The 18,295-nt window shown below is 33.5% G+C and carries 22 protein-coding genes and 1 pseudogene; 18 read left to right on the top strand and 5 right to left on the bottom strand.

Annotated elements, in window-relative coordinates:
• The 16 genes and pseudogenes from deoC to yppF form a co-directional block, all read left to right on the top strand.
• A partial coding sequence (gene deoC / locus V7056_RS16930) for a deoxyribose-phosphate aldolase (RefSeq protein WP_499703582.1) occupies positions 1-432 on the top strand: 432 nt, incomplete at its 5' end.
• Positions 433-596: 164 nt separating this feature from the next.
• Positions 597-770, top strand: a complete 174-nt coding sequence (gene rpsU, locus V7056_RS16925) for a 30S ribosomal protein S21 (RefSeq protein WP_003152957.1) — start codon at positions 597-599, stop codon at positions 768-770.
• A gap of 14 nt (positions 771-784) precedes the next feature.
• Complete coding sequence (locus tag V7056_RS16920) at positions 785-1,234, top strand: GatB/YqeY domain-containing protein (RefSeq protein ID WP_464959820.1); 450 nt, start codon at positions 785-787, stop codon at positions 1,232-1,234.
• A 241-nt stretch (positions 1,235-1,475) separates the two neighbouring features.
• Positions 1,476-1,760 carry a sporulation protein YqfC gene (gene yqfC / locus V7056_RS16915; RefSeq protein ID WP_483301366.1) on the top strand — a complete coding sequence of 95 codons (285 nt, stop codon included), beginning with the start codon at positions 1,476-1,478 and terminating at the stop codon, positions 1,758-1,760.
• A 48-nt stretch (positions 1,761-1,808) separates the two neighbouring features.
• Entirely contained in the window at positions 1,809-2,996 is a 1,188-nt protein-coding gene (gene yqfD, locus V7056_RS16910) for a sporulation protein YqfD (RefSeq protein WP_499703581.1), read from the top strand.
• A 3-nt stretch (positions 2,997-2,999) separates the two neighbouring features.
• A complete protein-coding gene (locus V7056_RS16905; protein ID WP_087998872.1) occupies positions 3,000-3,962 on the top strand; it encodes a PhoH family protein in 963 nt (320 codons plus the stop codon).
• A gap of 74 nt (positions 3,963-4,036) precedes the next feature.
• Positions 4,037-6,142: an HD family phosphohydrolase gene (locus V7056_RS16900; protein ID WP_499703580.1), complete on the top strand. Its 2,106-nt coding sequence runs from the start codon at positions 4,037-4,039 to the stop codon at positions 6,140-6,142.
• A 10-nt stretch (positions 6,143-6,152) separates the two neighbouring features.
• Positions 6,153-6,629 (top strand): rRNA maturation RNase YbeY, encoded by a 477-nt coding sequence (ybeY, locus tag V7056_RS16895; RefSeq protein ID WP_499703579.1) that lies wholly within the window; start codon positions 6,153-6,155, stop codon positions 6,627-6,629.
• Positions 6,610-6,987 (top strand): diacylglycerol kinase family protein, encoded by a 378-nt coding sequence (locus V7056_RS16890; protein WP_499703578.1) that lies wholly within the window; start codon positions 6,610-6,612, stop codon positions 6,985-6,987. Before ybeY ends, V7056_RS16890 begins: the two co-directional genes overlap by 20 nt.
• A 47-nt stretch (positions 6,988-7,034) precedes the next feature.
• Complete coding sequence (locus tag V7056_RS16885) at positions 7,035-7,433, top strand: cytidine deaminase (RefSeq protein ID WP_499703577.1); 399 nt, start codon at positions 7,035-7,037, stop codon at positions 7,431-7,433.
• On the top strand, positions 7,426-8,334 hold the full coding sequence (gene era, locus V7056_RS16880) for a GTPase Era (protein WP_499703576.1): 909 nt from the start codon (positions 7,426-7,428) through the stop codon (positions 8,332-8,334). The genes V7056_RS16885 and era overlap by 8 nt, the downstream gene beginning before the upstream one ends.
• A gap of 321 nt (positions 8,335-8,655) precedes the next feature.
• The gene (locus tag V7056_RS16875; RefSeq protein ID WP_087998878.1) at positions 8,656-8,799 is read left to right on the top strand and encodes a YqzL family protein; all 144 of its coding nucleotides are present in this window, start codon (positions 8,656-8,658) and stop codon (positions 8,797-8,799) included.
• 28 nt (positions 8,800-8,827) lie between these two features.
• Positions 8,828-9,610: a DNA repair protein RecO gene (gene recO / locus V7056_RS16870; protein ID WP_499703575.1), complete on the top strand. Its 783-nt coding sequence runs from the start codon at positions 8,828-8,830 to the stop codon at positions 9,608-9,610.
• A 103-nt stretch (positions 9,611-9,713) separates the two neighbouring features.
• Positions 9,714-10,352: a transcriptional regulator CcpN gene (ccpN, locus tag V7056_RS16865; RefSeq protein WP_499703574.1), complete on the top strand. Its 639-nt coding sequence runs from the start codon at positions 9,714-9,716 to the stop codon at positions 10,350-10,352.
• Positions 10,353-10,372: 20 nt separating this feature from the next.
• Positions 10,373-11,077 (top strand): annotated as a pseudogene (locus tag V7056_RS16860) (pyruvate, water dikinase regulatory protein); the annotation flags it as partial.
• Positions 11,016-11,210 carry a YppF family protein gene (gene yppF, locus V7056_RS16855; protein WP_499703573.1) on the top strand — a complete coding sequence of 65 codons (195 nt, stop codon included), beginning with the start codon at positions 11,016-11,018 and terminating at the stop codon, positions 11,208-11,210. The pseudogene V7056_RS16860 and the gene yppF, both read left to right, overlap by 62 nt.
• Positions 11,211-11,300: 90 nt before the next feature.
• Here the strand turns inward: yppF and V7056_RS16850 are convergent, their stop codons facing one another.
• Both V7056_RS16850 and V7056_RS16845 read right to left on the bottom strand, forming a co-directional pair.
• Complete coding sequence (locus V7056_RS16850; RefSeq protein ID WP_499703572.1) at positions 11,301-11,549, bottom strand: hypothetical protein; 249 nt, start codon at positions 11,547-11,549, stop codon at positions 11,301-11,303.
• A gap of 448 nt (positions 11,550-11,997) precedes the next feature.
• Positions 11,998-13,005 carry a DUF2515 family protein gene (locus V7056_RS16845; RefSeq protein WP_499703571.1) on the bottom strand — a complete coding sequence of 336 codons (1,008 nt, stop codon included), beginning with the start codon at positions 13,003-13,005 and terminating at the stop codon, positions 11,998-12,000.
• 95 nt (positions 13,006-13,100) lie between these two features.
• Here V7056_RS16845 and recU point away from each other — a divergent pair, with 95 nt between their 5' ends.
• Together recU and V7056_RS16835 are read left to right on the top strand one after the other, a co-directional pair.
• Positions 13,101-13,694: a Holliday junction resolvase RecU gene (gene recU, locus V7056_RS16840; protein ID WP_499703570.1), complete on the top strand. Its 594-nt coding sequence runs from the start codon at positions 13,101-13,103 to the stop codon at positions 13,692-13,694.
• A 62-nt stretch (positions 13,695-13,756) separates the two neighbouring features.
• Positions 13,757-16,321 (top strand): transglycosylase domain-containing protein, encoded by a 2,565-nt coding sequence (locus V7056_RS16835; protein WP_499703569.1) that lies wholly within the window; start codon positions 13,757-13,759, stop codon positions 16,319-16,321.
• 11 nt (positions 16,322-16,332) lie between these two features.
• Here V7056_RS16835 and V7056_RS16830 read toward each other — a convergent pair whose 3' ends face one another.
• The 3 genes from V7056_RS16830 to V7056_RS16820 are packed head-to-tail and all read right to left on the bottom strand — an operon-like array spanning position 16,333 to position 18,249.
• The gene (locus V7056_RS16830; protein ID WP_499703568.1) at positions 16,333-16,830 is read right to left on the bottom strand and encodes a YpoC family protein; all 498 of its coding nucleotides are present in this window, start codon (positions 16,828-16,830) and stop codon (positions 16,333-16,335) included.
• Complete coding sequence (gene nth, locus V7056_RS16825) at positions 16,827-17,483, bottom strand: endonuclease III (RefSeq protein WP_499703567.1); 657 nt, start codon at positions 17,481-17,483, stop codon at positions 16,827-16,829. Before nth ends, V7056_RS16830 begins: the two co-directional genes overlap by 4 nt.
• Before the next feature lie 43 nt (positions 17,484-17,526).
• Complete coding sequence (locus V7056_RS16820; protein WP_499703566.1) at positions 17,527-18,249, bottom strand: DnaD domain-containing protein; 723 nt, start codon at positions 18,247-18,249, stop codon at positions 17,527-17,529.
• Positions 18,250-18,295: the final 46 nt, after the last annotated feature.

Genomic DNA, 18,295 nt, shown 5'->3' with positions numbered 1-18,295 from the left:
AATGCAATTGAAAATGGTGCTGACGAAATAGATATGGTGATCAATATTGGTGCCCTAAAAGATAAGGATGCAGAATTGGTAGAACAAGATGTAGCTGCTGTTGTCGGTGCAGCTAAAGGTAAAGCAATTGTCAAAGTAATCATTGAGACAAGTTTACTAACTGATGAAGAAAAGGAGCTAGCATCAAAATTATCTGTAAAAGCTGGTGCGGATTTCGTGAAAACTTCAACTGGATTTTCAACAGGCGGTGCAACAGTAGAAGATGTAGCATTAATGAGAAAAACAGTTGGACCAGATATTGGTGTAAAAGCTTCAGGTGGCGTACGAGATATCGCTAGTGTGAATGAAATGGTTAAAGCAGGAGCAACACGCATTGGTACGAGTAATGGTGTAACAATTGCTCAAGGGAATGTTGCAACAGAAGGTTATTAAAAGGCACCAGATATTATAGGTGTGTTAAGGTCTAAACTTGACATTTACCTGTTGACCTAACAATGCTTTATGTATTATAATCGTAAAAGACATGTAGAAAAGTGTTCTTTTTTGCAGTGTTTTTATTGATTGTAAGTGGTAGCTTGGAGGGAGGGAAAAGTAAGATGTCTAAAACAGTCGTTCGTAAAAACGAATCTTTAGAAGATGCTCTTCGTCGTTTTAAACGTTCAGTTTCTAAAACTGGTACGCTTCAAGAAGCAAGAAAACGCGAATTTTATGAAAAGCCAAGTGTAAAACGTAAGAAAAAATCAGAGGCAGCAAGAAAACGTAAATTCTAAGAGAGGGTGTTACTATGAGTCTTCTCGAACGTTTGAATTCAGATATGAAACAAGCGATGAAGGAAAAAAATAAAGACAAGTTAAATGTTATCCGTATGGTGAAAGCATCATTGCAAAATGAAGTAATTAGCTTGGGGAATAATGTGACATTGTCAGCTGATCAAGAGTTAACAATTTTAACTCGTGAAGTGAAACAACGTAAAGACTCCCTCCTGGAATTCGAAAAAGCTGGTCGTGCTGACCTTGTGGATAAATTAAAGCAAGAATTACTGATTCTAGAAGAATACTTGCCTCAACAATTATCTGAAGACGAACTACTTGAAATCGTGCGTGCTACAATTTCAGAAGTTGGTGCTACATCAAAAGCTGACATGGGGAAAGTAATGAGTGCAGTTATGCCTAAAGTTAAAGGACAAGCTGACGGCTCTTCTGTGAATAAAGCTGTAGCAAGTCTGTTAAAATAAACGTCTATTTATAGACGTTTATTTTTTTGCCCCAAAAAATGAATCCCTCGTTCAAAAGCTCGTTTTATAAAACCTCATACTAACTCAATCTAAAATAAATTTTCAAATCAAAATGATAAAATTTCCTGGTACTTGAATGCTTCCTGTAACCTCTTAAATTAAATTTCATCCACCATCTCCCTTTTTGTATCATACGTTCTCTAATTTAGTCATAAATATGATATGAAAGGGGGAGGAGTCTATCTTGAAAAGATTAGCGCACAATTTTAAAAACTGGATGTCAAGTAAGATGGACTTACCACCAGATGTACTCCTTGAGTTACCGCGTATTACAATGTTAGGCCAATTACATATTTATATTGAAAACCATAGAGGTTTATTAGTTTATTCAGACAAGGAACTCCGTTTACTGATGAAGCAAGGTCAGCTTCTCATTAAAGGAAAGGATTTTGTCTTGAAAACAATGCTGCCAGAAGAAATTTTATTAGAAGGCGAAATAGAGCACGTTTATTTTATTAATGAATAGCATCTAGAACTTACACCATGATCAGTAAATTGAACATGGGGGATAATCATGAAAAATCAGTGGACAGCAAATCTTACAGGGATGGTTCAAGTGAAAGTAATGGGACTTGGACCTGAACGATTTTTAAATGAGTGTATGCGAAAAGGGATACCATTAAAAAATGTGAAAAAAAATGGACCAAATTCGATTTCCTTTACGATCGATTTAAGGGATTATAAGCGAATCAGAAAGATTCCTCGAAAAAAAGAATACAAGGTTCATTTTATAGGAAGAAAAGGTTTGCCTTTTGAGATTAGACGAGCTTGGAAGCATTTCGGATTTGTCATTGGTTTAGTAGGCTTTCTCGTCGTATTATTTTTATTATCGAATATGGTTTGGAGAATCGACGTGAAGGGTGCCTCACCTGAAATTGAATATAAGCTTCGTAAAGACTTACATTCACTTGGTGTCAAAACGGGGGTGTCACAATTCTCATTACCAAAACTTCAAACAATACAGAAAAAATTACAGGATGATAATCCGTCAATCACTTGGATTGGCGTTCAATTAAATGGGACTACCTTTCATTTCGAGGTTGTTGAAAAGCATTTGCCAAAGCCTGATAAAAAAATAAGACCAAGACATATCGTAGCGAAAGAAGAAGCAGTTATTACAAGTATGTTCGTTGAAAAAGGAAAGCCTTTAGTTACTACAAATGATTATGTAAAAAGGGGTCAAGTATTAGTTTCGGGCATCATTGGTACTGAAGATCATCCCATTATCGTCCCGGCAGTTGGAAAAGTAATTGGGGAAGTTTGGAGAGAAGAAATTGTCAGTATTCCATTAAATACTAAATTTACAGTGCTGACAGGTGAAAAGAAGAAAAGATACTATATCGGAACTAGCCAAAGCAAAATAAAATTCTGGGGTTTTGACAAAAATAAGTACAAAGCCTTCCAATCAGAAGATAATGTGTATCAATTTAAATTTTTAAAGTGGAAATTACCGCTTTATTTTACGAAAAAAACAATCCATGAAAGTGAAGATATTGTTAGAACTTATACAAAGGCTGAAGCAATTAATGTTGGAAAACAAACAGGTAGAAATGATTTAATGGATAAGTTAAGTCAGGATGCCAAAATTTTACAAGAAAAAGTTTTGCACGAGTCATTAGACAATGGTAAAGTTAATTTAAGAATATATTATAAAGTTTTAGAAGATATTACGAAAACGAAAACTATTGTTCAAGGGGACTGAGTAATGCCAGAACAACTACTAACGATAAATCAACAAATAGAAGATCCAAACGAAGCGATTGCCTTATTTGGCACAAATGATAAGCACCTACAAATTATTGAAAATATGCTTGATGTGAATATTGTCACGCGTGGTCAATCTGTACAAGTATCTGGAGCTAGTGAAGACGTAGGAACTGTTGAACAAATTATTCAAGCGTTATTAGAGGTTATACGCAATGGTGTGAGTATTACATCAAGAGATGTTACTTACTCGATTCAAATGGCTAAAGAAGGAAAGTTAGCATCATTTGCAAGATTGTATGACGAAGAAATTATTAAAAATTCTAAAGGGAAAGCAATACGAGTAAAAACCTTTGGACAAAGACATTATCTTCGCGCCATTCAATCAAATGATTTAGTATTTGGTATAGGTCCTGCTGGAACAGGTAAAACATATCTTGCGGTTGTTATGGCTGTTCAAGCATTAAAAAATAATAAAGTGAGTAAAATTATTTTAACGAGACCTGCTGTTGAAGCTGGTGAAAGCTTAGGATTTTTACCAGGTGATTTAAAGGAAAAAGTTGATCCATACTTAAGACCATTGTACGATGCATTACACGATGTACTTGGGCAAGAACACACGGTACGTTTAATTGAAAGAGGTACGATTGAAATTGCACCTCTTGCATATATGAGAGGAAGAACATTAGAAGATGCATTTGTCATTTTAGATGAAGCTCAAAATACGACGATGGCTCAAATGAAAATGTTTTTAACTCGTTTAGGTTTTGGCTCTAAAATGGTCATTACAGGAGACCCTTCTCAAATTGATTTGCCAAAAGGAGTTAAATCAGGTTTAATCTCTGCTCAACATACTCTAAAAGGTGTGGAAGGTATTGGGATGACAATACTAGAGCAGACAGACGTAGTCCGTCACCCACTCGTTCAAAAGATTATTCAAGCTTATGATGTAGCAAAAGAATAAATCGTAGTGACCCTACAAAGTGCTAGGGTCATTTCGTGTTTTATCGAAGGTGCAGTACTAGTAAGGGGGAAATGATGAATAATTTGCAAGCTTTACTCCAACGATTTAAGAATCAATCACTTGTCATATTATTTTGTATCATAACTTTAGGTTTAACGAGTTTTCTTCTTCTAATTAGTCATGTTAGACCAATAAAATACGATGTTGATCTATTATCAATTTCAGACCAGACAATCTATTCTCCGATTACAATTGAAGATAAGGTTGCTACATATAAAAAACGACAAGAAGCTGCAGCAAGAGTTGAAGATGTATATAAATATGAGGAAAACTACACTCAAAATCGGATTGATATTGTTAATTCTATATTTGATATTGTAGAAGAAGTGACGAACGAAAATGATAAAAGTAGTCAATCAATTAATGGACAAGCGTTAATCAAAAAAGAGATTAGTCAAGTGGAAGAAAAGCTTCCAGATGATATTCGTAAAAACTTTGAAGACGATGTAATCAGTTCTTTATTGAAGTCATCAACTGAACAATTAAATATTGCGAAGGCTTCTTTAAATACAGCTATTAATAATGTTATGTCTGATGAAATAACGACAAATCAAATTGAAGAAGCACGGGCAAATCTTAGAACAGAATTGTCTTATGTGAGCGTTAATCCCGGTTTAAAAGATGCGATGATTAATATTGGGGAATTTGCAATTGTCCCAAACTATTTTTTTGATGCAGACGTAACAAAAGAACGCAAACGACTAGAAAGTGAAGCTGTTGATAGTGTCTATATTCTTCAAGGGCAGGTTCTTGTAAAAGTTGGAGAAACGATTACAAAAGAGAAATATGATCAATTGAAATTAGTCGGACTGATTAAAAACAATCAGTCTGTTCAGCCATATGTTGGTTTAATTTTGTTAATAGGCGTCTTGCTTTATTTTGTGTTAAAACAAACAGAGTCTTTAAAAGAGAATGATAATAACTATATCGTTGCTTACTTTGGTATTGTCATTTTTACACTTTTAATATTAAAAATTGTTAGTTTGTTCCAAAAAATTGAGTTTTCTGGTCTTGTATATGTTGCACCAGTTGCAATTGGTACTTTGTTAATTAAATTCTTATTAGGGAATCGCTATTTAATGGTGACGGCGATTATCTTTTCAATTTGTGGAAGTATCATGTTTAATGAAGAAGTGAATGGTGCAATAAATTATTCAACGGGTATTTACATATTATTTAGCTCAATTGCAGTTTTATTTTTGAATGAAGAGCGAAATAAACGTTCGATGATTATCCATGCTGGTGTGCTTATTTCTTTAGTTAATATCGCCACTTTATCGGCATTGATGTTAATTCGAAATGGACAATATTCTTCAGTGGAAATTGGCATTTACTTATTAATGGGATTAATCTCAGGGATCTTATCTAGTGTGATCACAATGGGAATCCTGCCATTTGTAGAAGATTCTTTTGGTATGGTTTCGTCATTTAAATTAGTTGAGTTAGGAAGTCCAAATCATCCATTATTACGTAAAATTTTATTAGAAGCACCTGGAACTTATCATCATAGTATTATGGTTGCAAATCTGGCAGAAGCCGCATGTGAAGCGATTGGAGCAAATGGCTTATTAGCTAGAGTAGGATCGTATTATCATGATATTGGTAAAACGAACAATTCGGGATTTTTTATTGAAAATCAAATGGGTGGACATAACCCGCATGACCGGATTAAGCCTTTACAAAGTAAAGATATAATTTTTCGTCATGTAAGTGATGGAGTAAAAATACTAAAAAAATATAATTTGCCAAAAGATATAATTGATATTGCAGCTGAACACCATGGTACAACTTTATTAAAGTTTTTTTACTACAAAGAAAAAGAAGCTAATCCAGAAGTGAAAGAAATTGATTTCCGCTATCCAGGTCCTAAAGCACATACGAAGGAATCTGCCATAGTTGGTATTGCTGACAGTGTTGAAGCGGCAGTACGTTCTTTAAAGGACCCGGATATGGAAAAAATTGAAGAGCTTGTTTCTATCATAATGAATGATCGTTTAAATGACGGACAATTTGCAATGTGTGAATTGAATTTAAAAGAATTACATATCATTGAAAAATCATTATGTGAAACATTACAAGGTACCTTCCATTCTAGAATACAGTATCCAGATGAAAGATAAGGTGAAGAAAATGGTTCAATTAGAAATAGACTTTATAGATGAAACAAATGAAGTAACAGATGATCAACAAGAAGATTTAAAAGGTCTCATTGAATGTGCGCTTGAATTTGAAGGGGTAAGTGGTGAGGTAGAGGTCTCAATCTCGTTTGTAGACGATGAAAGAATTCACGAAATTAATAAAGAATATCGTGAAAAGGATCGTGCGACAGATGTGATTTCATTCCCTATGGAAGAGTTAGGAGAAGGCGAAATTGAAATAGTAGGTGTTGATTTGCCGAGAACACTTGGTGATATTGTAATCTCCATTCCTACAACAAAAAGACAAGCAGAGGAGTACGGACACTCATTTAGACGTGAGTTAGGCTTCTTAGCTGTACATGGTTGCTTACATTTACTTGGTTATGATCATATGAATGATGCTGATGAAAAAGTTATGTTTACAAAACAAAAGGAAATTTTAGAAAAATATGGACTCGAGAGATTATAAGAGAGCTTCATTACTAAAATCCTTTGGATACGCAATGAGTGGAATTTTTCGTGTGGTAAAAGAGGAAAGAAACATTAAAATTCACTTATGTGCAGCATTGATCGTGAGTGCTTTGGCTTCTTATTTTCATTTTAGCAGGAATGATTGGTTGGTTCTGTTACTAATCATCACAATTGTCATCTCGCTAGAACTTGTTAATTCTGCAGTTGAAGCTGTCGTCGATTTAGCATCTCCAGAAATTCATCCATTGGCAAAAAAAGCTAAAGATGTAGCTGCTGGTGCTGTTTTGGTTGCGGCATTTGTTTCGGTCATCATAGGATTTTTGCTATTTTTTCCTTATTTTACTATACTACGGTAATAACACTGATTTTCGTAAATTTCTCGATATGAGGAGGCTATTTTTACATGGATAAACATTCATTAATAAATGAAGCTATTAAAGCTAGAGAAAAAGCATATGTACCCTATTCAAAATTTCAAGTAGGAGCGGCATTACTTACAAAGGATGGACAAGTCATTCATGGATGTAATGTTGAAAATGCATCATATGGACTTACAAATTGTGCCGAACGAACTGCGTTATTTAAAGCGTACTCAGATGGTATTACTGAATTTTCAGCAGTTGCTGTCGTTGCAGATACGAAAGGGCCGGTTCCACCATGTGGTGCGTGTCGCCAAGTATTATTTGAACTGTGTAAACCAGACACAGTTGTTTATTTATCAAACTTAAATGGAGTAGTCCAAGAAACTACAGTAAAAGAATTATTGCCAGGAGCATTTACACCGGAGGATTTAAATGAATAAAGAAAGTTATAAATCGGGCTTTGTTTCAATTATAGGAAGACCAAATGTAGGGAAAAGTACGTTCCTAAATCGTGTTGTTGGTCAAAAAATTGCTATAATGAGTGATAAGCCTCAAACAACTCGTAATAAAATTCAAGGTGTGTACACAGAAGATGATGCACAAATTGTCTTTATTGATACACCAGGTATTCATAAGCCGAAACATAAACTTGGGGATTTCATGGTTAAAGTGGCTCAAGAATCAATAAAGGATGTTGATGCAACTTTATTTATGGTGAATGCCGACGAAGGTTTTGGTCGTGGAGACGAATTTATTATCGAGAAGCTACAAGGTACACGTAGCCCAGTTATTTTAGTTATTAATAAAATTGATACAATTCACCCAGAAGAACTATTTAAAATCATTACAAAGTATAAAGATTTATTTGAGTTTGCAGAAATCGTACCAATTTCAGCGCTTCAAGGAAATAATGTGGATCGTCTACTAGAAGTGGTTAAAAATTATCTTCCAGAAGGACCTCAATATTATCCTGCAAATCAAGTAACGGACCATCCGGAACGATTTATTATTTCGGAGTTAATCCGTGAAAAAGTATTACATTTAACTAGAGAAGAAGTTCCACATTCAATTGCCGTGATTATCGAACAAATTGAAAGAAGACCTGAAGGTAACGCTATATATGTGAATGCTACAATCGTTGTTGAACGTTCATCGCAAAAAGGAATTATAATCGGTAAACAAGGTAGCATGTTAAAAGAGGTTGGCAAACGTGCTAGATTAGACATACAAAATTTACTGGATACAAAAGTATTCCTTGAGCTTTGGGTAAAAGTTCAAAAAGACTGGCGTAACAAAATGGCTCACTTAAGAGATTTAGGTTTCCGTGAGGACGAATATTAATCAAGTAAGTTAAAGGGAATTGAGATCTTAGCGATTCCCTTTTTTGATACAATAGTGGACAAGTTAAGGAGAAATAAATAGAAGAAGCATCAACATAAACGTTCTTGCACTGCACTCTAATAAGTTCTCTGACTCTTGTCAAATTGATTTTTTAATGCACACTTTTTATGGTTTTGCAAGAGTTTTATTTGTAATTTTTATAAATTTTGTGCACATGAAAACTGGGAGAGAAGGTCACATTATAAGTAAGCAGGGAAAGTAGTATTTGGCTAATAGGTAATGAGCAATGAGTTGTAGCTATTCTTGAAAGGTGGTTTCTCAATGTTGAATTTTACCTGGGATGTCTTTTCTAAAACTGGAAATGTTGAGACGTATTTAATATTTAAGCAGCTTGAACAGGAACATGTGGAACAGAAAAGTTACATTGATGAAGAAATAGCTGATATTGATTCCCTACATACGTAACCTTCATCCAATTGGATGGTGAGTTGTATTGTTACAACGAGTAGAAGGGATAGTTTTACGTGCTAATCCTTATGGAGAATCAAATGTAATTATTACTCTCCTGACTAGAGAATTAGGTAAGATTGGAGTTGTGGCAAGAGGAGCTAAGAAGACAAATAGTCGGCTTGCTTCTGTTACACAACTCTTTACATATGGTTCATATCTAATTCAAAAAGGGTCTGGATTAGGTACGTTAAGTCAAGGTGAGTTAATCGATTCATTTAGAGATTTGAGGGAAGATTTGATCGCTACTTCCTACGCTTCGATAATTGTTGAATTAACTGATAAAGCAGTTGAAGAGAAAAAGAATAATCCGTATTTATTCGAGTTAATCCTCCAACTTCTTCAGCGTATGAACGATGGTGCAGATGCAGAGGCGTTAACTTATTTATATATGACAAAAATGATACCAGTTTTAGGTTATCATCCATTCTTTGATTATTGTATCAACTGCAAATGTAGTGCCAATGAAAATATATTTGTAGCTTTCTCTGTGAAAGATGGTGGATTTTTGTGTCAGCGTTGTAAACATACTGATCCATATGCATTTTCCATAACTGAAAAGTCTGTCAAACTAATGAGATTGTTTTATCATTTTGATGTAAACCGACTAGGTAAAATCGAAGTTAGTGAACAGACTAAAAAGGTAATACAACAAATATTGTTTTCATATTATGATGAGTATAGTGGGATTTATTTAAAATCCCGTAAATTTTTAGAGCAATTGAAGGCAATGGATAGTTTTTTAAAACAGGATAAGAATTCGGAATAACTTGAAGAAGGAAATAGGCTAACTATTTCCTTCTTTCTTTTGTAAATTGTAAAAATAGTATATAATATTTAGTTAGAGAGTATAGCATATTGGAACGGTAGGGGTGAGGAACATCGAACTGACAAAAAGACAAACTCAAATTCTTGAAATTGTAAAATCAAATGGGCCGATTACAGGAGAACATATTGCAGATAGGCTCGCACTAACTCGAGCAACGCTTCGCCCTGACTTAGCAATTCTTACTATGACTGGATTTTTAGAGGCAAGGCCACGAGTAGGTTATTATTACACAGGAAGAACGAGTGGTGCTCAAATTATTGAGAAAATCAAAGAATTGAGCGTGAAAGATTTTCAGGCAATACCAGTTGTAGTAGATAGAAGTTCTTCGGTGTATGATGCAATTGTTACAATGTTTCTTGAGGATGTAGGTACTTTGTTTGTTGTCGATCAAAATACGGTATTAACGGGTGTATTATCTAGAAAAGATTTACTAAGAGCAAGTATAGGTAATAAGGACCTGCATACATTGCCAGTTGATATTATTATGACTAGAATGCCAAACATTACAATTTGCTATAAAGATGATACAATCTATAACGTAGCAAAGAGTTTAATTGAGAAACAAATTGATGCTGTCCCAGTTGTTCGTGAAAGTGAACATGGACTTGAGGTAATTGGTCGATTTACAAAAACAAATTTTACTCGTGCGATCGTAGACTTAATGAACAATGACATGTTTTAGTAAAATTAAGAGGTGAACATATGGGGAATTCAATCGTTTATGTTGTATCTGATTCAGTTGGTGAAACAGCGGAGCACGTCGTTAAAGCAGCTATCAGTCAATTTCATTATAAATTTGAAATTAGACGCGTACCTTATGTTGAGGATGTAGCAACACTTATTGAAATCGTTCAAGTAGCAAAAGAGAATAACGGAATTATTGTTTTTACATTGGTAAAACCAGACATGAGAAATGCAATTCTTGAAGAATCGAAAAAAGCTGGTGTCATTGTATATGACTTAATTGGTCCACTAATTGATACGATTGCGTCAATTAACAAAATGGAGCCAAAAAATGAACCAGGTGTTGTCCGAAAATTAGATGAGGATTATTTCCAACGAATCGAAGCAATTGAATTTGCAGTGAAGTATGATGATGGAAGAGACCCTAGAGGGATTGAAAAAGCTGATATTGTATTAATTGGTGTATCAAGAACTTCGAAAACACCTTTATCTCAATACTTAGCTCATAAAGGCTTAAAGGTCGCAAATGTACCGTTAGTACCTGAGGTAGATCCTCCTGAGCAATTATATAAAGTTCCAAAAGAACGTTGCTTTGGGTTAATGATTTCACCAGAGAAATTAAATCATATTCGAAAAGAAAGATTAATTTCATTAGGTCTACATGATGGGGCAAGTTATGCAAACATTGCTAGAATTGAAGAACAAGTTTATTTCTTTAAAAAGTTTTGAACCATCTGATCTTAATCAATTAATGGATTTCTTACAACAAAATTACCTGAATGGTGAAGTTACGTTTCAACATTATAGAGCATTAATTAAAGAACTTGAATTGTCTGGTGCAAATAAGCCAAATTAATTGGCCATTAAAATTAAATATAAATAAAGAGATACACCTTCACAATGATTGTAAATGTGTATCTCTTTATTTTATATATTAATTCAATTGTTAAATAAACGCTAACTTCCTTCCTAATAATGGTGTAGAAATCCATCCTCCACCTTCACTGGCTTGATTAACTTTCTTTTCAAAATGGTGAAGATGTACCGTAGTAGACTGAACCTTATTTAAAAGCGAATTTTTTTCTTCTTCACATTTTTGACTCATTCTAGAAGCTAAAGAGTGTTCAATAAATTCAACCTCATTTAAAAATTCATCAATTGCTCGAAAAAATTCTTCTTTTTGAATTACCTCCATACAGTTCAACTCCTCTTCATCTTTTGTACACCAATATTCCTATATAACAAGTATTCAACGAGTCAAACTTCACCTCCTTCTACGTTGACAAAACTAGTACTTTTTCGCTAAACAAAGTGAATTTTTCTATTTTCATCTTCATATTCGACAAAAAGAATTGTAACTAATTAATGTTTTGGGAAAGGTATAAATGGGAGGTGTTACATATGGCAAAAAATAAAAATGTAAAAAAGAAGAAACAAGAAAAAAGTAAATCCCAAGGAACAGGTAATCCGAAAATTGAGGGACCAAATTTCCCTGCAACATAAGTTGTGCTGGTTATTGTTTAGTCCAATAGGCATAATTCCAAACAGATAAGGTTCTCTATAGCCAACATCTGACTTGGCCTTATGACCTCGTAGAGAAGTTGTAAACAAAAAAGAAGTTAGCATGTTTCTGCTAACTTCTTTTATTGGAACAATGATTTCATCTTTAATAGTGACATCATCAGCTCTTGTTTCATTAAAAACGTTTCTTTAAATATATATTGATCAGAATAATGCTCTTTTTTATACCATTCCGGTTGAAATACAGTAGAACTATACCAGTCAAATGATTTTGTTCTTTTATGAGGGATAATAGGATACACGTCCCTTAATTTTGGATTATTTGATTTTGCAAATCCCACTAATTCTTCATAATCATTTCTACTCCCCGAATGAGTTACTTGTTTTGCAAATTCGCAAAAATGATGATGTAGATCTTCATGAAATAATATTGAATATAATTGTTTTCCTATTTGGATTCTCTTATTCAGTTCTTGAAATTGGAAAATAGACATTCCATATACTTCACCTAATAAATTGGGAAAAATCACGCTACTTAATTTTAATTGCTCTTGAAGTTTAAACGACAAGGTATCAAACACTTCATGTTTAAAATAATCATCTTGGATAACTGGTTTTTCAATCATATTTTGTTCATTAATGATGAGTGAATAAACCAATCGTACATAATCGCGATTTGTCCAATATTTCTCCCATTCAATTTCCATAAAACTTGAGACGGAAAAATGCTTGAGTAAATAAAATAATGGTTTATTTTGTTTTACTGAGAACTCAAATAATAATAATTGAGGAAAAGCATCAGAAAAAATGATCCAATTAGCCCTTTCGTAAGTTAAAAATAATTGCTTTCTTTGTTTTAAACTGAGTCCATTAATAAAATTTTGATTTTCAAGATCCGTCATGTTATAACCTGCATTACGAGAAACCATACTAGCTAAAAAAGCCCATTGAATAGCATTCATTCTGAAATAATAATTTTGATATGCGATCGTTCTTGAGATATTATCGCTGTTATTTCGAATCGTTTCGTGCTTGATCAATTCAATTAATTCATTTTCATTTCGATTTAAACTATGTTCTTTCCTTCTTTGGTTTATATATTCCTTCCAGCTATCGTGATGCAGGATCATTTGATCACCCTTTTGCATTCATGGTTATTATTACACGAACGTCTGTTTTAGTGCTATAATACATTTGTATGTATTTTAAGGCGGAGTTGGTTTAAATGACAATAAAATATCCTAATCGAAAAAATAATATTCTAAAAAACAATGAATTCATTTCAAAATCAGGAAATACTTATAGTAATCGAGGAATGTCTCTTGAGGAAGATTTAAATGCCACTAATACGTATTATTTAGCAAATAATATTGCAAACATACATAAAAAACCAACACCAGTACAAATAGTAAAAGTAGATTATCCAAAAAGAAGTGCAGCAGTTATTCGAGAGGCCTATTTTAAGCAAGCATCAACTACTGATTATAATGGCATTTATAAAGGAAAGTATATTGACTTTGAAGCGAAAGAAACTAACAACAAGACTAGCTTCCCTTTACAAAATTTCCACTTACACCAGATACAGCATATGGAAAATGTGATGATTCATGGTGGAATATCGTTTGTCATTATAAAATTTTCATTATATAATGAACTTTATTTTATAAAAGCTTCCGATATTCTTACCTTTTGGCAAAGGCAGCAACAAGGCGGAAGAAAGTCAATATCTATAGAAGAATGCAGACAGTTTGGAACATTGCTTAAAACTAGTTACCCCATTATTGTTCCTTACTTAAATTGTATTGATGAACTTTATTAAACTTATCATGATTTATTGACATCAAGATTAAGGTTCATTTTTGAAAGGCAGGAGAAATTAAGATGGCAAAAGAATATCGTTCACGAGAAGAACGTAAACGTATGGAGAAGCCTACTAAAGGTACGACAAAGAAACGTGAAGGTTTATGGAAAAAAATCACTTTATCAATATTGACAGTTGCAGTCATTTGTATACTTGCTGGTGTCGGTGGTTTTTATTATTTAGTTAGTGGCGCACCAGATTTAGATGAATCAAAATTAAAAGACCCACTATCCTCAACAGTATTAGATAAAGATGGAAATGTATTTGCAGAATTAGGTACTGAACAAAGGACTAAAATTTCCTATAATGAGATTCCAACAGTGGTTCAAGATGCTTTTATCGCAACTGAAGATGTTCGATTCTTTAAGCATAAAGGTGTAGATATTCGTCGAGTGTTCGGTGCAGTTTTAGCTAATATTACTGGCGGATTCGGTTCTCAAGGTGGTAGTACAATTACGCAACAAGTTGTAAAAAATTCATTTTTATCACCTGAAAAAACAATTAAACGTAAAGTACAAGAATGGTATTTAGCTTTTCAATTAGAACAAAAGTATTCTAAACAACAAATATTAGAAATGTATTTAAATAAAGTTTATTTCTCAAACGGCTTAAACGGTCGTGGTGTTTATGGTATTGCAAAGGCTAGTGAAACTTATTTTAGTAAAGACTTGTCTAAAATTACATTACCCGAAGCAGCAATCCTAGCTGGAATGGTTCAAAGCCCAAATAATTTTAACCCAGCTAAACATCCTGTTGCATCTGAAAACAGAAGAAATATCGTACTAAGCCAAATGAAAAAGTATAAGTATATATCAGAAGAGGAATATACGAAGGCAAAAGCAGTTTCAATGAAAAGTATCGTTAAGGTGTCGCAGCCAGAACGTACTAAGTATCAAGCATTTTTAGATGTAGTAATTGATGAAGTTGAAAAAAATGGCGATGCAAATGTTTATACTGATGGATTAACAATTGAAACAACGATTGATCCAAAAGCACAACAAAAAGCTGATGAAATTATCAATCGTGGTAAAGAGTTTTATCCAAGTGATGAATTCCAAACTGGTTTCGTTTTAACAGATACGAAAACTGGTGAAATTCGAGCAGTTGGTGCAGGTAGAAATACAACAACTGGCGGAATCAACTTTGCTAAAGATATCAAAAGACAGCCTGGTTCTTCAATCAAACCAGTATTAGATTATGGCCCAGCTATTCAATACTTAAAATGGTCTACTTTCCATCAAATTGTTGATGAGCCTTATCAATATTCTGAAGGTGTGCCAATTAGTAACTGGGATAAACGTTATAAAGGGAAAATTTCAATTCGATATGCATTAGCAGACTCAAGAAACATCCCTGCATTAAAAACAATGCAAGAAGTAGGATTAGATCGTTCTCGTGAATTTGGAGTTGGTTTAGGTCTAGACTTACCAAAAGATATTTATGAATCATACTCTATCGGAGGATTTACAGGCGTGTCTCCGATGGAAATGGCTGGTGCTTATGCAGCCTTTGGTAATGGCGGGGTTTATATTAAACCTCATGCAGTTACAAAAATCATTTATCAAGATAAAACAGAAAAAGTATTAACACCAGAACCAAAGCAAGCAATGAGTGATTATACAGCTTATATGGTGACAGATATGCTACGTGATGTTGTTAAATCCCCTCTTGGTACAGGTGGTAGAGCAAACGTACCTGGCTTAGATATGGCTGGTAAAACAGGGACAACAAATTACCCAACTGAAGTAAAACAAAAATATGGCTTCCCTGATAATGCAACACGTGATAGTTGGTTTGTTGGTTTTTCACCTGACGTAACAGTTTCTGTTTGGACAGGATATGAGAAAAATAAAAAAGATCATTATTTAGGTAAATCATCTACAAATATTGCAAAATACATCGCAAGAGATATGCTAGCTGCTACTGGGGATATGAATTCTAAATTCGAAAAACCAAGTTCAGTAGTTGAAAATCGTGATGAATTATATATTAAAGGCGAAAAAATGGATGATATTCCACAAGATATCAAACTAGATCCTGTAAAAAACGTAACAGCAAATTATGATCCTGTTACAAGTAATATTTCTTTAAACTGGCAATACGCTCCTGAGTTACTTCCATCGACTTCGTTTGAAGTAAGTTATGACGTAAATGGCAAAAAAGCACAAACACAAAAAATACAAGGAACAGCAACAAGTATTAACGGAATTGTTCCTGGTGATATTGTAAAAATTTCGATTGTCGCTACAAGTGATGTAGGTAAGAGTAATCCAGTTACAGTAACTGTTGATTTATCAACAACTGAGGAACCTGTCACTCCACCTGATGAAGGTGATAATGGTAATGGTAATGGCAATGGTAATGGTAACGGCAATGGTAATGGCAACGGTAATGGTAACGGTAACGGCAATGGTAACGGTAACGGCAATGGTAACGGTAATGGAGATGGTGGCGACGGTGAAACTGATGAAGATGGTAATCCAGTGATACCTGATCCTACTAAACCAACTGATAATAATGGCATTATCACAAATCCAACATCGTATAATACTTCAAATTATCGTTATAACAAAATTACAGCATAATAAAAACCTCCTCATTTTGAGGAGGTTATTTTTTGTTTATAATACAACTTTTCTAATTCTGTATATAAACCAGATATTTGAATAAATGAGTGGTAGTGATCTGGTTGCTTAATAACGAAACTAATTCTTTCTTTCAAGTTGATTGGTTTAATAGTTAATGAGTCTAGTTCAATTAACACATCATTTATATTCGTTAAAATTTTACCGTTTAACCAAGTAGTAATCGAGATAAAGTTGGCTAAACCTCTTAACATTGGTTCTAATGCCACTTTGCGATTTCGCATCCTAAAATAGCCTGACAGTAGCTCAGATTCCTCTTTCCATTGCATAAACATATCTTGAATGATTTCATCACGAACTTCTTGGGAGCTTATGGAGTTTTCTTCTAAAAGATGAAGACTTTCGTAGGAAAAAGGTTTATTTTTTATCATGATTGAATCATGCTCTATCTCATTATTACCTTCCATATAAAATGGCGATTTTAAAAAATTTTCATGAATTCTACTCATATTGCTTTCTTCACTTTCATTCGTTTTTTACCTTCTCTACAAATATCAAGAAGTGGACATGTTTCACATTGCGGTCTTTGCGCCTTGCAATGATAACGTCCAAAGAAAATTAATCGATGATGTGTAACTCCCCACTCTTCTTTTGGTACTTTGTTCATTAATGTTTGTTCAACTTCTAGTACAGAGTCCTTCCATCGACAGATTGCTAAGCGTTTAGAAACACGCTCAACATGAGTATCTACTGCTATTGCAGGGATATTAAACGCTACAGACATAACTACATTTGCAGTTTTTCTACCTACCCCAGGTAATTTGATTAACTCGTCCCTTGTTCTTGGTACTTCACCGTTAAATTCAGTAAGAATCATGTCACTAAGCTTTTGTATATTTTTTGCTTTATTACGAAAAAGTCCAATTGATCTAATATCATTTTGCAGTTCTTCTAATGTGACATTTAAATAATCTTGTGGTGTTTTATATTTCTCAAAAAGTGTTTTTGTAACTTTATTGACTAACACATCTGTACACTGGGCTGATAAAGCAACCGCAATAACTAGTTCAAATGGATTCTTATGATTTAGTTCACAATGCACATCTGGGAACATATCACCCATTGTATTTAAAACCTCGGAAATTTGTTGTTTGTTTAACATTCCTACACTCCTTACTAACAAAAGCGAGGAGCATGTCCTCGCTTTACTTTTCTAGCCAATTATAAAAAGGAATAGCACCTGTATATTTTGTTTCAGTTTGCTCTTTGTTTTGAGATTGTGGATCTTTTTTTCTAAAATGTTTACTGTAATTAATGGCTTGCTCAACTTGTTTAATTCCATTCTTTTTCCATTCAAAAAGAATTCGGTCTATATAACGAAAGTTTAATTTTCCACTAATTACTGCTTCTTTTAAAGCAGCTTTAATTAATTTTTCGTCATGTTCATCTTGATCCATCCACATTGTTAATGTTTCAATTTCAAATGGAGATAATAGTCTACCAAATTCTTTTTCAAATACTGCATAAGTAGATTCTTCATTTTGCTCTATAATTGACGGAATATGATTTATTGGTTCTACACTCGGCTGTTTTTCTTCTGTTGATTCAATCAATTTTATCCATAAAGGTGATAAAGAATAAGCTTCCGATCGTAAATTTCTTTCATCTTTTTGTTCAACGATTTCTATTAAACCTTTTTTTAATAACTGACGTATGACTTCCATACATTTTTGATCGTTTAATGACATAATCTCTGCTAATTGAGAAGGTGTTGGAAACGTATGACCTTTTTGTTGAAAAGAAAAAATTTGTAGAATCATGACTAGCTCTTCTTCATTCATGTTTAATGATGAGTATTTGCTAAGAAGAATATTTGGAATACTTAAGTTTCCAAATTCAATCCAATTTATAATGCTATTATTATTCACTTCGAACACCTCTAGCATAGTATAGCATGTTTACATAATAGAAATA

The sequence above is a fragment of the Bacillus sp. JJ664 genome (assembly GCF_036962205.1).
Classification (GTDB): domain Bacteria; phylum Bacillota; class Bacilli; order Bacillales; family Bacillaceae_G; genus Gottfriedia.
This window is presented reverse-complemented; position numbering and strand designations above follow the sequence as displayed.

Excerpts from the sequence above, each read along its gene's own strand:
- V7056_RS16845 (WP_499703571.1), bottom strand. The coding sequence starts at position 13,005 with ATGATCCTGCATCACGATAGCTGGAAGGAATATATAAACCAAAGAAGG.
- era (WP_499703576.1), top strand. The coding sequence starts at position 7,426 with ATGAATAAAGAAAGTTATAAATCGGGCTTTGTTTCAATTATAGGAAGA.
- V7056_RS16875 (WP_087998878.1), top strand. The coding sequence starts at position 8,656 with ATGTTGAATTTTACCTGGGATGTCTTTTCTAAAACTGGAAATGTTGAG.
- V7056_RS16905 (WP_087998872.1), top strand. The coding sequence starts at position 3,000 with ATGCCAGAACAACTACTAACGATAAATCAACAAATAGAAGATCCAAAC.
- V7056_RS16885 (WP_499703577.1), top strand. The coding sequence starts at position 7,035 with ATGGATAAACATTCATTAATAAATGAAGCTATTAAAGCTAGAGAAAAA.
- recU (WP_499703570.1), top strand. The coding sequence starts at position 13,101 with ATGACAATAAAATATCCTAATCGAAAAAATAATATTCTAAAAAACAAT.
- V7056_RS16850 (WP_499703572.1), bottom strand. The coding sequence starts at position 11,549 with ATGGAGGTAATTCAAAAAGAAGAATTTTTTCGAGCAATTGATGAATTT.
- V7056_RS16920 (WP_464959820.1), top strand. The coding sequence starts at position 785 with ATGAGTCTTCTCGAACGTTTGAATTCAGATATGAAACAAGCGATGAAG.
- V7056_RS16890 (WP_499703578.1), top strand. The coding sequence starts at position 6,610 with ATGGACTCGAGAGATTATAAGAGAGCTTCATTACTAAAATCCTTTGGA.
- rpsU (WP_003152957.1), top strand. The coding sequence starts at position 597 with ATGTCTAAAACAGTCGTTCGTAAAAACGAATCTTTAGAAGATGCTCTT.
- V7056_RS16900 (WP_499703580.1), top strand. The coding sequence starts at position 4,037 with ATGAATAATTTGCAAGCTTTACTCCAACGATTTAAGAATCAATCACTT.
- V7056_RS16835 (WP_499703569.1), top strand. The coding sequence starts at position 13,757 with ATGGCAAAAGAATATCGTTCACGAGAAGAACGTAAACGTATGGAGAAG.
- V7056_RS16830 (WP_499703568.1), bottom strand. The coding sequence starts at position 16,830 with ATGAGTAGAATTCATGAAAATTTTTTAAAATCGCCATTTTATATGGAA.
- yqfD (WP_499703581.1), top strand. The coding sequence starts at position 1,809 with ATGAAAAATCAGTGGACAGCAAATCTTACAGGGATGGTTCAAGTGAAA.
- nth (WP_499703567.1), bottom strand. The coding sequence starts at position 17,483 with ATGTTAAACAAACAACAAATTTCCGAGGTTTTAAATACAATGGGTGAT.
- yppF (WP_499703573.1), top strand. The coding sequence starts at position 11,016 with ATGATGGGGCAAGTTATGCAAACATTGCTAGAATTGAAGAACAAGTTT.
- ybeY (WP_499703579.1), top strand. The coding sequence starts at position 6,153 with ATGGTTCAATTAGAAATAGACTTTATAGATGAAACAAATGAAGTAACA.